At 72.8% G+C, this 13,604-nt stretch carries 13 protein-coding genes; 8 read left to right on the top strand and 5 right to left on the bottom strand.

Annotated features, from left to right (window positions below; translation table 11 throughout):
* Positions 1 to 120: 120 nt before the first annotated feature.
* Positions 121 to 795, bottom strand: coding sequence for a lytic polysaccharide monooxygenase auxiliary activity family 9 protein (locus tag AC07DW_RS24070; RefSeq protein ID WP_478859745.1), 675 nt, complete (start codon positions 793 to 795; stop codon positions 121 to 123).
* Between the two features lie 140 nt (positions 796 to 935).
* Between AC07DW_RS24070 and AC07DW_RS24065 the strand changes: the two genes are divergently transcribed.
* Entirely contained in the window at positions 936 to 2,114 is a 1,179-nt protein-coding gene (locus AC07DW_RS24065; protein WP_478859744.1) for a cytochrome P450 family protein, read from the top strand.
* A 55-nt stretch (positions 2,115 to 2,169) separates the two neighbouring features.
* Here AC07DW_RS24065 and AC07DW_RS24060 read toward each other — a convergent pair whose 3' ends face one another.
* Positions 2,170 to 3,177: a Gfo/Idh/MocA family protein gene (locus tag AC07DW_RS24060; RefSeq protein WP_478859743.1), complete on the bottom strand. Its 1,008-nt coding sequence runs from the start codon at positions 3,175 to 3,177 to the stop codon at positions 2,170 to 2,172.
* A 164-nt stretch (positions 3,178 to 3,341) separates the two neighbouring features.
* On the opposite strand from AC07DW_RS24060, the gene AC07DW_RS24055 reads away from it, so the two are divergent.
* The 7 genes from AC07DW_RS24055 (at position 3,342) to AC07DW_RS24025 (ending at position 9,251) form a co-directional block, all read left to right on the top strand.
* On the top strand, positions 3,342 to 4,061 hold the full coding sequence (locus AC07DW_RS24055; RefSeq protein WP_478859763.1) for a GntR family transcriptional regulator: 720 nt from the start codon (positions 3,342 to 3,344) through the stop codon (positions 4,059 to 4,061).
* A 142-nt stretch (positions 4,062 to 4,203) separates the two neighbouring features.
* The gene (locus AC07DW_RS24050; protein ID WP_478859742.1) at positions 4,204 to 4,407 is read left to right on the top strand and encodes a hypothetical protein; all 204 of its coding nucleotides are present in this window, start codon (positions 4,204 to 4,206) and stop codon (positions 4,405 to 4,407) included.
* A 92-nt stretch (positions 4,408 to 4,499) separates the two neighbouring features.
* Entirely contained in the window at positions 4,500 to 5,525 is a 1,026-nt protein-coding gene (locus tag AC07DW_RS24045; RefSeq protein WP_478859741.1) for a sugar ABC transporter substrate-binding protein, read from the top strand.
* Positions 5,522 to 6,577, top strand: a complete 1,056-nt coding sequence (locus tag AC07DW_RS24040) for an ABC transporter permease (protein WP_478859740.1) — start codon at positions 5,522 to 5,524, stop codon at positions 6,575 to 6,577. The genes AC07DW_RS24045 and AC07DW_RS24040 overlap by 4 nt, the downstream gene beginning before the upstream one ends.
* Positions 6,574 to 7,398 (top strand): ATP-binding cassette domain-containing protein, encoded by an 825-nt coding sequence (locus AC07DW_RS24035; RefSeq protein WP_478859739.1) that lies wholly within the window; start codon positions 6,574 to 6,576, stop codon positions 7,396 to 7,398. Before AC07DW_RS24040 ends, AC07DW_RS24035 begins: the two co-directional genes overlap by 4 nt.
* 114 nt (positions 7,399 to 7,512) lie before the next feature.
* Positions 7,513 to 8,685, top strand: a complete 1,173-nt coding sequence (locus AC07DW_RS24030; protein WP_478859738.1) for an ROK family glucokinase — start codon at positions 7,513 to 7,515, stop codon at positions 8,683 to 8,685.
* Positions 8,686 to 8,687: 2 nt separating this feature from the next.
* Entirely contained in the window at positions 8,688 to 9,251 is a 564-nt protein-coding gene (locus tag AC07DW_RS24025; protein ID WP_478859737.1) for a hypothetical protein, read from the top strand.
* A gap of 18 nt (positions 9,252 to 9,269) precedes the next feature.
* Here AC07DW_RS24025 and AC07DW_RS24020 read toward each other — a convergent pair whose 3' ends face one another.
* The 3 genes from AC07DW_RS24020 to AC07DW_RS24010 form a co-directional block, all read right to left on the bottom strand.
* Positions 9,270 to 10,526, bottom strand: a complete 1,257-nt coding sequence (locus AC07DW_RS24020; protein ID WP_478859736.1) for an MFS transporter — start codon at positions 10,524 to 10,526, stop codon at positions 9,270 to 9,272.
* A gap of 210 nt (positions 10,527 to 10,736) precedes the next feature.
* Positions 10,737 to 12,014 (bottom strand): ATP-grasp domain-containing protein, encoded by a 1,278-nt coding sequence (locus AC07DW_RS24015; protein ID WP_478859735.1) that lies wholly within the window; start codon positions 12,012 to 12,014, stop codon positions 10,737 to 10,739.
* Positions 12,015 to 12,212: 198 nt separating this feature from the next.
* Positions 12,213 to 13,130 (bottom strand): TauD/TfdA dioxygenase family protein, encoded by a 918-nt coding sequence (locus AC07DW_RS24010; protein ID WP_478859734.1) that lies wholly within the window; start codon positions 13,128 to 13,130, stop codon positions 12,213 to 12,215.
* Positions 13,131 to 13,604: the final 474 nt, after the last annotated feature.

Here is a 13,604-nt window from a genome sequence, read left to right as displayed (position 1 = left end):
CGGGGCACCGATCAGCGGGTAGTGCCCGGCGGCGGTGGCCCGGCCGGCGGCGGGGGCTGCGCCGAAGCGGTCGCCCGCCTCGGACGCGCCCGCCGTCCGGCCTGACCGACCGGACTGCTCCTAGCCGAAGTTCACGTCACTGCACAGGTAGTACGTCTGGTCCATGTGCGACGCCTTCCAGATCGTGTAGACGACGTGGTGGCCGGTGCGGCCCGGGGCGCTGACGTCGCCGATCGTGTAGTTCTGGCTCGGGGCGTACCGGCCGGTCTGCTTGACCAACTGGAGGTCGTTCCAGCTCAGCGGCTGGGTGGCGGGGTTGAAGCCCTGCCGGGTGACGTAGACCTGGAAGTAGTCGGCGCCGTGGCTCGCCTGGTCGTACAGCTTCACCGAGAAGGTGCCGGCGACGTTCGTCGTCTTCCACGGGCCCACGGCGTCCAGGGCGTTGTAGCGGCCGCCTTCGGCGTGACCGCCGCTGCACAGCTGGCCGTTGGGGATGGCGGCCTGGTGGTTGCCGCCGACACCGTTGCGGTAGAGGCCGTTCCAGTTCCACATGGCGTTGGGGTCCGCGCGCCACGCCTGCCAGCACATCGGGTCCTGCTGCTGCATGGCCGGGTTCAGGTGGTCGCTGCCCCAGCGTAACCAGCAGCCGTAGTTGCGGGAGGCCGGGTCGACGACCGACCCGTGCGCCGAGGCGGTGCCCGTCCACGGCAGCAGACCGAGCAGCGTCGCGCAGAGAAGGGTGAGCACGTGCGGCACCCAACGGGAACGGGGTGCGGTGCGGTCCTGACGGTTCATGTGCGGCTCCATCTTTCGGGGTGTGATCCTTACCCGCCTGATGGGAGCGCTCCCGCGAAGGGCTCTACCCGGCGGCGCCGCATCGGAAACGCCGCTCGGTCCTCATCTCACGCGTACCGGCGGACGGCTAGTCTGAGCCGGTGATCACGGTCGATCTGAGTGAGTACGGCGAGGACTTCGTCGCCGACCCCTATCCGTACTACGCCAAACTCCGGGAGATCGGCCCCGTCCACCACGTGCGCACGTCCCTCGGCAACGACGTCTGGCTGATCGTCGGACACGCCGAGGCGCGGGCCGCCCTCGCCGACCCCCGGCTGTCGAAAGCCCCCTCGACGGCCGGGCGGCGGATGCTCGACGAGGACGTCATCGGCCCCTACCTGCTCGTGCTCGACCCGCCCGACCACACGCGGCTGCGCAAACTGGTCGCCCGCGAGTTCACCGGACGGCGCGTGGAGGCCCTGCGCCCCCGGGTGCGGCGCGTCACGGACGAACTGATCGACGCCATGGAGCCCAAGGGCCACGCCGACCTCGTCGACGCCCTGGCCTTCCCGCTGCCCATCACGGTGATCTGCGAGCTGCTCGGCGTCCCCGCCGCCGACCGGGACGCGTTCCGCGCCTGGTCCACCGAGATCGTCGCACCGACGGGCGGCGAGTTCGAGACCACCGCCGTGCACGCGCTGAGCGGCTACCTCGACGCGCTCATCGAGGACAAGCGGCGCGCCCGCCCCGCCGACGACCTGCTCTCCGCGCTGCTCCGCACCCGCGCCGAGGACGGCGACCGGCTGTCGGCCGCCGAACTGCGGGCCATGGCCTACCTGTTGCTGATCGCCGGACACGAGACGACGGTCAACCTCATCGCCGGCGGCGTCCGGGCGCTGCTCGCCCACCCGGACCAACTGGCCGCCCTGCGCGCCGACTTCGGCCTCCTCGACGGGGCGGTGGAGGAGATGCTCCGCTACGACGGCCCCGTCGAGACGGGCACGGCACGCTTCGCCCGCGAGCCGGTCCCGGTCGGGGACACGGTCGTCCCGGCGGGCGCCGCCGTGCTCGTCGGCATCGCCGCGGGGGACCGGGACCCGGCCAGGTTCCCGGACCCCGACCGCTTCGACATCCGCCGCGACACCACCGGGCACCTGGCGTTCGGGCACGGCATCCACTACTGCCTCGGCGCCCCGCTGGCCCGCCTGGAAGGGCGGATCGCGGTGCGCGCCCTGCTGGAGCGCCTCCCCTCGCTGGCCCTCGACCCCTCGGCCGGACCGCTGGACTGGCTGCCGGGCCTCCTCATGCGCGGCGTCCGCCGCCTCCCCGTCAGGTGGTGACCCCATGACGGCGTGCGCGGCGGCACGGGGCACGGTTCCGTCGGCGCCGGGGACCTCAGAGCGCTGACGGCACCTCGTCGAGCCGCACCGGACGGCGCTCCCGGCGGGACAGCTCGCACGCCTCGGCGACGCGCAGCGCGCGCAGGGCCTCGTGGCCGTCGCACGGGTTGGCCAGCTCGCCGCGCGCCAGGCGCACGAAGGCGTCCAGCTCGGCCTCGTACGCCGGGGCGAACCGCTCCAGGAACCCCGGCCACGGCTTGTCGGGCGGGGGAGGGCCGAGCGGTTCGGTGGACGTGATCGGCGTACGGTCGCCGAGGCCCACCGCGATCTGGTCGCGCTCGCCCGCCAGTTCCATCCGTACGTCGTACCCGGCGCCGTTGCTGCGGGTGGCCGTCGCCGTGGCGAGGGTGCCGTCGTCGAGGGTCAGCAGCGCGGCCGCCGTGCCGACGTCACCCGCCTCGCGGAACATGCCGGGGCCGCCGTCGGAGCCCGTGGCGTACACCTCGGTCACCTCCCGGCCGGTGACCCAGCGCAGGATGTCGAAGTCGTGGACCAGGCAGTCGCGGTACAGGCCGCCGGACAGCGGCAGGTAGGCGGCGGGCGGCGGCGCCGGGTCGGAGGTGATCGCCCGGACGGTGTGCAGCCGGCCGATGCGCCCGGAGTGGACGGCGGCCCGGGCGGCCCGGTAGCCGGCGTCGAAGCGGCGCATGAAGCCCAGCTGGAGCTGGGTGCCGGCCGCCTCCACCTCGCGGAGCGCGCCGAGCGTGCCGGGCAGGTCGAGAGCGATGGGCTTCTCGCAGAAGGCGGGCAGGCCCGCTCGGGCGGCGCGGGCGATGAGGTCGGCGTGGGAGGAGGTCGCCGAGGCGATGACCACCGCGTCGAGGCCGCGGGCGAAGAGGTCGTCGACGGTCGGCGCCGCCGTGGCGCCGGTGAGGCCGGCGACCCGGGCCGCCCGTCCGGGGTCGGCGTCGGTGACGACGAGGGCCTCCACGTCGGGGTGGCGGCTGAGCACGCCCGAGTGGAAGGTCCCGATACGTCCCGTTCCGATGAGTCCGATGCGCATGGCCCCAAGGTGGTGCCCGGCCTGTCATCGTGTCAAGCTTTTGTCCTGACAACATGACTTCACGACTTCCCGTCATCATTTCCTGTGGTTAGGCTCGGCGCGTGCCCAAGCAGACCCGAGCAGCCCGAGAAGAGACCGGTTCCGTCGTGCGCCTGCCGCTGAGCGTGGACCGCACCAGCCCGGTCCCGCTCTACTTCCAGCTCTCCCAGCAGCTGGAGGCCGCCATCGAGCGCGGGGCGCTCACCCCGGGCAGTCTCCTCGGCAACGAGATCGAGCTGGCCGGACGGCTCGGCCTGTCCCGGCCCACCGTCCGCCAGGCCATCCAGGCCCTCGTCGAGAAGGGCCTGCTGGTGCGCCGGCGCGGCGTCGGCACCCAGGTGGTGCACAGCCAGGTCAGGCGTCCACTGGAGCTCAGCAGCCTCTACGACGACCTGGAGGCCGCCGGCCAGCGCCCGGCCACCGCCGTGCTGACCAACCGCGTCGAGCCGGCCTCCGCCGAGGTCGCCGCCGCCCTCGGCGTACCGGAGGGCACCGAGGTCCGGTACGTGGAGCGGCTCCGGTTCGCCCACGACGAGCCGGTGGCGCGGCTGCGCAACCACCTGCCGCTCGGCCTGCTCGACCTGGACACCGAACTGCTGGAGGGCACCGGCCTGTACCGGATGATGCGCGGCGCGGGGATCACCCTGCACAGCGCCCGCCAGAAGATCGGGGCGCGGGCCGCCACGGACCTGGAGGCGGAGCTGCTGACGGAGGAGAAGGGCGCCCCGCTGCTGACCATGGAGCGGACCACCTTCGACGACACCGGGCGGGCGGTGGAGTTCGGCTCGCACGTCTACCGGGCGTCGCGGTACGCCTTCGAGTTCCAGCTGCTGGTACGGCCCTGACGCCGGCGAACCAGCCGTCCGTGAACGCGCCGCCCCCGGCGCGTAAGAATGTACGGACAAAGTATTGACGGGCCCGCCCCACCCCCGTAGAAACGCACCCAGCCGCAATCGGGCGGCGCCGGGGAGACAAGGCGGACCACGCATGCGTACCACCCGCACGGCGGCAGCGGCCCCGCCGGCCGCAGTCGCGCTCACCGTCACCGCCGGGTGCGGCGGCTCGGGCGGCAGGGCCCGCGAGAACCCGAGCTCCGACGGCGCCGGCGGCTCCCCCGGCGGACCGGCCGCCACCGGGCGCAGGAGGGACGTACCGGTCCTGGAGGAACCGACCGCCCGCGGTACCCGATGAAATCCGGGCACATCACCATGACCCATACTTGGCCAGTCGTACGACAGAAAGCACAGCAGGCACACCAGGCACACCAAGAGGGGCGCAGCGTCGTGGCAACGGTTCGGACAGGAGTACGCGCGCTCCGCGCGGTGCTGGTGACGGTCCTCGGAGTATCCCTCGCGGCAGCCGCGACGGGATGCAGCGCGACCGGCGGGAAACGCGCCGAGGACGCCCGCAGGGCGGCCGCCGCCGAAGGCCGGTCCGCGGTGAACACCCCCAAGTGGACCATCGCCATGGTCACCCACTCCGGCGACGGCGACACCTTCTGGGACATCGTCCAGAACGGCGCCAAGCAGGCGGCCGTCAAGGACAACATCAACTTCCTGTACGCCCACAGCGACGAGGGCCAGCAGCAGGCACAGCTGGTGGACTCGTACATCGACAAGAAGGTCGACGGGCTCATCGTCACCCTCGCCAAGCCCGACGCCATGAAGGCGGCCGTCGCCCGCGCCGTGAAGGCCGGCATCCCGGTGATCACCGTCAACTCCGGCTCCGCGCAGTCCAAGGGGTTCGGCGCCCTCGCCCACATCGGGCAGGACGAGGGCGTGGCCGGCGAGGCCGTCGGCGACGAGCTGGACCAGCGCGGCCGGAAGAAGGCGCTGTGCGTCCTGCACGAGCAGGGCAACGTCGGCCACGAGCAGCGCTGCGCCGGGGTGGGGAAGACCTTCGGCGGCACCCTCCAGAACCTGTACGTCGACGGCACCAACATGCCCGACGTCCAGGCCTCCATCGAGGCCAAGCTCCAGACCGACCCCTCGATCGACGCCGTCGTCACCCTCGGCGCGCCCTTCGCCGACGCCGCCGTCCAGGCGAAGAAGAGCGCCGGGTCCGCCGCCGAGATCGACACCTTCGACCTCAACGCCAAGGTCGCCGCCGGTCTGAAGAGCAAGCAGCTCGGCTTCGCCGTCGACCAGCAGCCCTACCTCCAGGGCTACGAGGCGGTGGACCTGCTGTGGCTCTACCGGTACAACGCCGACGTCCTCGGCGGCGGCCGGCCGGTGCTGACCGGACCGCAGATCATCACCGAGAAGGACGCCGCCGCGCTGGCGGAATTCACGGAGCGAGGAACCCGATGACCGCGACCGCACCGCCCGTGAAGGACGGCGCCCCCGCCGACGAGCGCCTGCTGCGCACCTCCCCGCTGCGCGCCCTCCTCGGCCGCCCCGAGCTGGGCTCGGTCGTCGGGGCCGTCGCCGTCTTCCTCTTCTTCTCGATCGTCGCCGACAGCTTCCTCCGGGCGTCCAGCTTCGGCACGGTCCTCTACGCCGCCTCGACGATCGGCATCATGGCCGTACCCGTCGCGCTGCTCATGATCGGCGGCGAGTTCGACCTGTCGGCCGGCGTCCTGGTGACCAGCTCCGCGCTGATCTCCTCGATGTTCAGCTACCAGATGACCGCGAACGTCTGGGTCGGCGTCCTGGTGTCGCTCCTGGTCACCCTCGCCGTCGGCGTCTTCAACGGCGTCATGCTCACCCGGACCAAGCTGCCGAGCTTCATCATCACGCTCGGTACGTTCCTGATGCTGACCGGCCTGAACCTGGGCCTCACCAAGCTGATCAGCGGCACCGTGTCGACGAAGACCATCGCCGACATGGAGGGCTTCTCCTCGGCCCGGACGCTGTTCGCCTCCCAGTTCTCCCTGGGCGGCCTCGACGTCAAGGTGACCATCCTGTGGTGGTTCGGCCTGGTGGCCGTCGCCACCTGGATCCTGCTGCGCACCCGCTTCGGCAACTGGATCTTCGCGGTGGGCGGCGGGGCGGACGCCGCCCGCGCGGTGGGCGTCCCGGTCCGCGCCACGAAGATCGGCCTCTACGCGGGCGTCGCCTTCTGCGCCTGGGTGTCCGGACAGCACCTGCTCTTCTCGTTCGACGTCGTCCAGTCCGGCGAGGGCGTCGGCAACGAACTGATCTACATCATCGCCGCCGTCATCGGCGGCTGCCTGATCACCGGCGGATACGGCTCCGCCATCGGCTCGGCGGTCGGCGCGTTCATCTTCGGCATGACCAGCAAGGGCATCGTGTACGCCGAGTGGAACCCGGACTGGTTCAAGTTCTTCCTCGGAGCGATGCTCCTTCTCGCGACCCTGCTCAACGCCTGGGTCCGCAAGCGCGCGGAGGCGACCAAGTGACCGCACTGGTGGAGCTCGACGACGTCAGCAAGTACTACGGCAACATCCGCGCCCTCGAAGGCGTCTCCCTGGAGGTCCACGCGGGCGAGATCACCTGCGTCCTGGGCGACAACGGCGCCGGCAAGTCGACCCTCATCAAGATCATCTCCGGGCTGCACTCCCACGACGGCGGCACCCTGCGCATCGACGGTGAGGAAGCCGGCCTCTCCTCGCCGCGCGAAGCCCTGGACCGGGGCATCGCCACCGTCTACCAGGACCTGGCCGTCGTACCGCTCATGCCGGTCTGGCGGAACTTCTTCCTCGGCTCCGAGCCCACCAGGGGCGCCGGCCCCTTCAAGCGCCTCGACGTCGGCCTCATGCGCGAGACGACCCGGGCCGAGCTGCTGCGCATGGGCATCGACCTGCGCGACGTCGACCAGCCGATCGGCACCCTCTCGGGCGGCGAGCGCCAGTGCGTGGCGATCGCCCGCGCGGTGTACTTCGGCGCCAAGGTCCTCGTCCTCGACGAGCCGACCGCCGCCCTCGGCGTCAAGCAGTCCGGGGTGGTGCTGAAGTACGTGGCGGCCGCCCGTGACGCCGGCCTCGGGGTGGTGTTGATCACGCACAACCCGCACCACGCGTACCTGGTGGGTGACCGGTTCGTGCTGCTGAAGCGCGGAGTGATGGCGGCGAGCCACACCAAGGAGTCCGTCACGCTCGACGAACTCACCCGCCAGATGGCGGGCGGCAGCGAGCTGGAGGACCTCCGGCACGAGCTGAGCCGCGCCCCCGCCCCGACCCGGGTGGCCGGCCACGACGTGCCGCCGGCCGAGGCCGGCTGACCACCGCGCACCGCCGCCCCCCGGCCACGTACCTGGCAGAATCGAGGGCGGCGGGCGCCGTCCGCCGCCGGGCTCCCCACCTCCCGGCCCCCACCACCAGGGACGACAGGACTCGTGAGCACGTACCGCGACTTCCCCCACCGGGGCTCCGCCCGCGCCACCGTCCTGCGGACCGTGTCGGCCCGCGAGCGCCGCTCGCACCTGACCGCGCCGCGCGTCCCCACCGTCGGCATCGACATCGGCGGTACGAAGGTGATGGCGGGCGTCGTCGACGCCGACGGCCGGATCCTGGAACAGATCAAGACCGAGACGCCCGACAAGTCCAAGAGCGCCAAGGTCGTCGAGGACACCATCACCGAACTGGTGCTGGACCTCTCCGACCGGCACGACGTGCACGCCGTGGGCATCGGCGCCGCCGGCTGGGTCGACGCCGACCGCAGCCGCGTGCTGTTCGCCCCCCACCTGGCCTGGCGCAACGAGCCGCTGCGCGACTCGCTCCAGGCCCGGCTCGCCGTGCCCGTCATGGTCGACAACGACGCCAACACCGCAGCCTGGGCCGAGTGGCGGTTCGGCGCCGGCCGCGGCGAGGACCACCTCGTGATGATCACGCTCGGTACCGGGATCGGCGGCGCCATCCTGGAGGACGGGCAGGTCAAGCGGGGCAAGTACGGGGTGGCCGGCGAGTTCGGCCATATGCAGGTGGTGCCCGGCGGCCACCGCTGCCCGTGCGGCAACCGCGGCTGCTGGGAGCAGTACAGCTCCGGCAACGCCCTCGTCCGGGAGGCCCGCGAGCTGGCGGCGGCCGACTCACCGGTCGCGTACAACATCATCGAGCGCGTCAAGGGCTCCGTACCCGACATCACCGGCCCGCTGATCACCGAGCTCGCCCGCGAGGGCGACGCGATGTGCATCGAGCTGTTCCAGGACATCGGCCAATGGCTCGGCGTCGGCATCGCCAACCTGGCCGCCGCCCTCGACCCGTCCTGCTTCGTCGTCGGCGGGGGCGTCAGCGCCGCCGACGACCTGCTCATCGGCCCCGCCCGGGACGCCTTCCGCCGCCACCTCACCGGCCGCGGCTACCGCCCCGAGGCCCGCATCGCCAAGGCGCAGCTCGGCCCGGAGGCCGGCATGGTCGGCGCCGCCGACCTCGCCCGGCTCGTCGCGCGCCGCTTCCGCCGCGCCAACCGCCGCCGGCTGGAGCGCTACGAGAAGTACGAGCGGTACGCCCAGGCCATCCGCAACGGCGGTGTCACCGGCCGCAGCACCCGACCCCCCCAGGAACCGTAGCCATGTCCGTCACGTCCGTGCTGAACCAGCCCGCGTCCCCGGAGGAGCGGCGGCGCATGATCCGCCGCCGGGTCCTGACCGCCGTCGTCATCGTGCTGCTCATCGGCATCCCGGCCGGCTACCTGGTGATCTCCGCCCAGCAGAGCCGCGCCAGTGGCCGCGACAAGGAGGTCGAGTCCTCCGTCACCGGCCTCCGGGACAGCTGGCCGTCCAGGATGAAGCGCCGCGTCTTCGAGGTGCCCATCCCGGCCGGCTCCACCGAGGTCGCGTACTTCGAGACGAGCAACTGGAAGACCAGCAGGCTGTACGTCGAGTTCACCACCACCGGGACGGGGCTGGACGACTTCCTGAACGACGTGGGCACCAGCCGCGCCGCGCTCGACGCCGCGGACGTCACCATCGGCGAGCGCGACGCCCGCACCGTGGGCTGGACGTTCCCGGCCGGCCGCGACTGGTCCGCCACCACGCACCGCCAGAAGGACCCGCGCCCCACCCGCGACATCACCGTCGACCTCACCGACCCGGCGGCCCCGCGGGTGTACGTCGTCTCGACGGCGACTCCCTGACCGCCCGCCCGGTGCCGGTCACCGCGTGGGGCTGGCCGCGGTGTCCGGCGCGACGGGGGACGGCGTGCGGCGGGACCTCAGGTACGGGAGCATGCCGAGGATCGTGGCGGAGGCCAGGACCAGCCAGTACGCGCTGCCCGCGCCGTGCCGGTGACACAGCAGGAACACCGCGCCGCCACAGAGCGATCCGAGCGCCTCGCCCGTGGTCCAGGCGACGCCCTGGAGGTTGGACGCGGCCAGGCGGGACACGCTGGTGATCCTGGTGAACGCGATGCTCACCACCGGGGTGAACAGCATCTCGGCGAACGCCCAGATCGTCATGGCCAGCACCGAGCCGACGACGATCGGCAGACCCGTCCCCAGCAGGAACAGGGCACTGCCGAACACGAGCACCGCCCGGACGAGCAGGGTGAGAGGGGGCACCCCGGCGCGCAGCGAGCGGTTGACCACCGCGGTGACGCCGGCCTGGAGGACCACGATCGCCACCGGCGGCCCGCCCAGCAGCACACCGCGCAGCAGCGTCGAATCGATGGCCAGCGCGACGAGCAGGGCGAACGCCGAGTAGAACTGGCCGTACACGAAGGCCCCGAAGGCGGTCACCACGCTGGCCCGCCGGCACTCCGGATCGCGCAGGAGACGCAGCCCGGCGGCGAGGCCACCCTCGGTGCGCGGTCCCCGGGGCGGGCGCAGCCGCCTCGGCAGGCCGATGAACAGGGCCACCCCGGCCAGCAGATAGGCGACGCAGACGAACGCGAGGAGCGGTGCGGCGTTCCCGGAGACGTACAGGGCGCCCGCGAGGAACGGTCCCAGCGCGGCCGCCGCGTTGGTGGCGATCTGCTGCATCGAGAAGATGTTGTTGCGCCCGGTCTCGCTCGCCACGCTCTCCGCCACGAGCACCCGGGCCAGGACGGCGTTGACGCTGATGCCGAAGCCCGCGAGGAACAGCAGGACGAGCGTGAGCACCGGGTCGTGGGTGTACGCCAGCAGCCCGAAGCCGACCGCCGAGCAGAGGGTGCCGGCGCTCATCGACGTCATGTACGAGAACTTCGGCAGCCACCGGCTGACCAGCAGCGCCGAGAGACCCGCGAACACGATGAAGCCGAACAGGCCCAGCCCGGAGGTGACCCAGCCGGCCCCACCCGTCTGGCGGGCCAGCATGATGGCCAGCACGGGTACGAGCGAGAAGCGGCCGAAGCTGCACAGCAGGTAGTTGGCGCCGAGGGTCCAGCGCAGCACCGGTTCTCGGATGCCGGTCTCGGGCGGCGTGACGGTCATGGGCGGGCCCCCTGGGGTGTGGAGCGGGCGGCTGGACGGACGGGACCGGGCCGGGTGGCGGCGCGGGCGGTACCGGGGCCGGGGTGGGCGACGGTGCGGACGGGGGTACGGGCCGGGTGGGCGGCCGTGCGCGCGGGAGGGCGGTACGGGGCCGGGGGCAGGGTGGGCAGCGGCGCGGGCGTACCGGGGCCGGCGCGGGTGGCGGCGCGGTCAGTCGGCGCGGTCGTAGCCGACGTGGCGGGCCAGGTCGAGCTCGCGGCTGAGGGCCCGGTCCTCGGTCGCGTCGGCCCGGCGGAGTTCCTCGACGGTCTCGGGGGACGAGTCGACCGTGAACACGATGCGCGCGGCGTGGGCCGCGGCGGTGTCCGCCGCCTCCGCCGGGGTGTCACCGGTGGCGATGACGTAGCCCGGGCGGTCGAGGGACCAGCGGGTGGGGCCGATCCGCTCGCCCGCGGCGTAGGCGGTGTGCACGTCGAAGACGCCGGGCTCGCCGCGTACCCGCTCGGCCCCGTCCACCGCGACGACCCTGCCCTGCGCGGCGGAGACGAACCGGATCGCCGCGCCGCCCTTGGCCGCCGGGCGCTCGGTGAGGGGTTCCGCCCGGCCCATGGCCCACGCCATGGTGAGTTCCTCCATGTCGATGTCGTGGACGAGGCGGACGAGGTCGTTGATGCGGTCGCCGCCACGCCTGGCGTGCCCCTCGACGACACGAGGGCCGCGCGGGGTGAGCTTGACCTCGACGTGCGACGGCCCGTCGGTCAGGCCCACCGCGTCCAGGAAGCGGCTGACGAGGTCGACGACCTCGGCCGTGGTCGTCTCGTCCCGCTCGGCCGGCACCGCGTGGCCGGCCTCCACGAAACCGGCGCCGACGAGTTTGTCGGTCAGCGCGAGGACGACGTGGCGGCCGGTGAAGGAGAACGCCTCGACGCTGATCTCCGGGCCGTCCAGGTACTCCTCCATCAGGAACGCCGTCGCCCCGGAGCGGAGGAACCGCTCGGCCGCCTCGTCCGTGCGTTCCGGGCCGGTGACGAGGGTGACGCCGTAACTGCCCATGGCGGCGACCGGCTTGGCGATGAACGGGTAGCCGTTGTCCGTTCCGAAGGCGCGCAGGTCGGCGGCGGTCGAGCCGAGGGCGGCGACCACCGGGCTCACCCCGTGCTCGGCGAGCCGCCGGCGCATCGCCCACTTGTCCGTGAGGACCCGCACCGCGTCGAGGGAGGCGCCGCGCAGGCCCAGCCGGTCGTTGATGGCCGCCGCCGGGAGCAGCGCGTTCTCCGAGATGGCGGCGACGGCCGCGAACGGCCGGACGCGGTGGAAGCCGGCGACGAGCTCGACGAACCCGTCGTCGGTGTAGTCGGTCAGCAGCGTCAGGTCGGTCCCCGTCGCCGCGCCGGCGGGGGCGTCCTCGGGACGCTGGGCCCACCAGACCTCGGCCCCCAGCCCGGCCGCGGTGTCGACCAGGGCCTTCTTCTCTCCGATGACGAGCACGCGTGGTTTCACCGCGATGGCCTTCCCCTCGGGCGGCAGGAGCTGCGAATAAGTCGGTCTGTTCCGCAGGGCGGTTCGCCACCGGCGTTCCCGCCGTACGCGCCGACGTGCCGGGCACCGTGCGGCCGGGGGCCTGGGCACGTGCCGTGTGCGGGCGCGGCCGCGAGTGCCGTCCGGCCGGCACTCGCGGCCAGGACGTCACATGGCGGTGGCGCCGCTGTTGAACGCGGCCGTGTCACCCTGCACGACGATCCCGGGGCGGCCGTCGACGCCGACCGTGTGGGTCCCGGCGACCGTGATGCGCGCCCCGCGGCGGTGCTGGTCGCCGTAGTCGTGGATCGCGTAGTGCAGCGTCGACTGGTTGTCCCAGATGGCGAGGTCACCGACCTGCCAGCGCCACCGGACGGTGTTCTCCGGTTTGGTGGCGTACTCCTGAAGGACGCGGAGCAGGTCCCGGCCGGCCTGCGGGCCGTACCCGTCCACGCTCCGGGCGAAGCCGCCCAGCATCAGCGAGCGCTCGCCCGTCTCGGGGTGCACCCGGACCGCCGGGTGTTCGGCGGCGAAGACGTGCTGGAGGTAGTTCCTCCGGGAGGTGCCGGTGTACGTCGCGTCGGTGAAGTCCGAGTCGTTGCAGTGCAGCACCCGCAGCCCGTCGGCCAGGGCGCGGAGCCCATCGGGCAGGTCCCGGTAAGCCGCCGCGGTGTTGGCCCACATCGTGTCGCCGCCGACCGGGGGGCACACCTTGTTGTGCAGGAAGGCGAACGCGGGGGGCTTCTCCATGTACGTGAAGTCGGCGTGCCAGTGGTTGGCTCGGGTCCCGTCGCCCCGGGAGTCCACGTCGCGCAGGTGCGGACGGCCTTCCGGACCGCCGTAGATGGGGTGTCCGAGGGTCAGCTCGCCGAACCTGCGGCCGAAGGAGACGAAACTGTCGTAGTCGAGGGACTGACCGCGCAGAAAGATCACCTTGTGGGTGAGCAGTGCTTCCCTGAGCTCGGCGATCACCGAGTCGGTCAGGGGGCCGGCGGCGTCCACGCCGACGATCTCGGCGCCGATGTTGCCGGCGACCTGCCTGACCTCGACCCTGGTGGCGTTCAAGGGGGTGATGACATCACTCACGCGCTTCAACCTTCCTGGTCTGTCTAGCGGTGGGTACCGCGGGGTCGCACGTGCCGCCGCATCCGCGCGCGGGGGATCCTCCACGCCGGGCTGCCACACGGACCGATACCGGTTTCGCCTTGAGGCACCGCCTACGTTGCCACAATTTGCCAAACGGGGCAATGGTGGTGGCACAGGGTGGAGGGAGCGGGCCCGGGGCGGGCGCGCGGGGGAGGGTCCTGCCGACCGGCGACGAGGCCCGGGGGCAGGGAGGAAGGGCCACCGGCGGCACGGGGCGGCACGGCGGCACGGCGGGACGACGACACGGCGGCACGACGGAAGGGCTGGACGACGGAGGCGCCGGACGACGGACGCGCCGGACGCACGACGCGGGGGGGGGGGGGGGGGGGAGGGAGGGGGGGGGGTGGGGAGGGGGGGGGGGGGGGGAGAAAAGGGGGAGGGGGGAAAGAAGGGGCCGCCTGGAAAGGAAGGGGA

The organism is Streptomyces sp. NPDC045701, from assembly GCF_056432045.1.
Note: the sequence above shows the minus strand (reverse complement) of the source record. Positions and strands in the feature narration are given on the sequence as shown.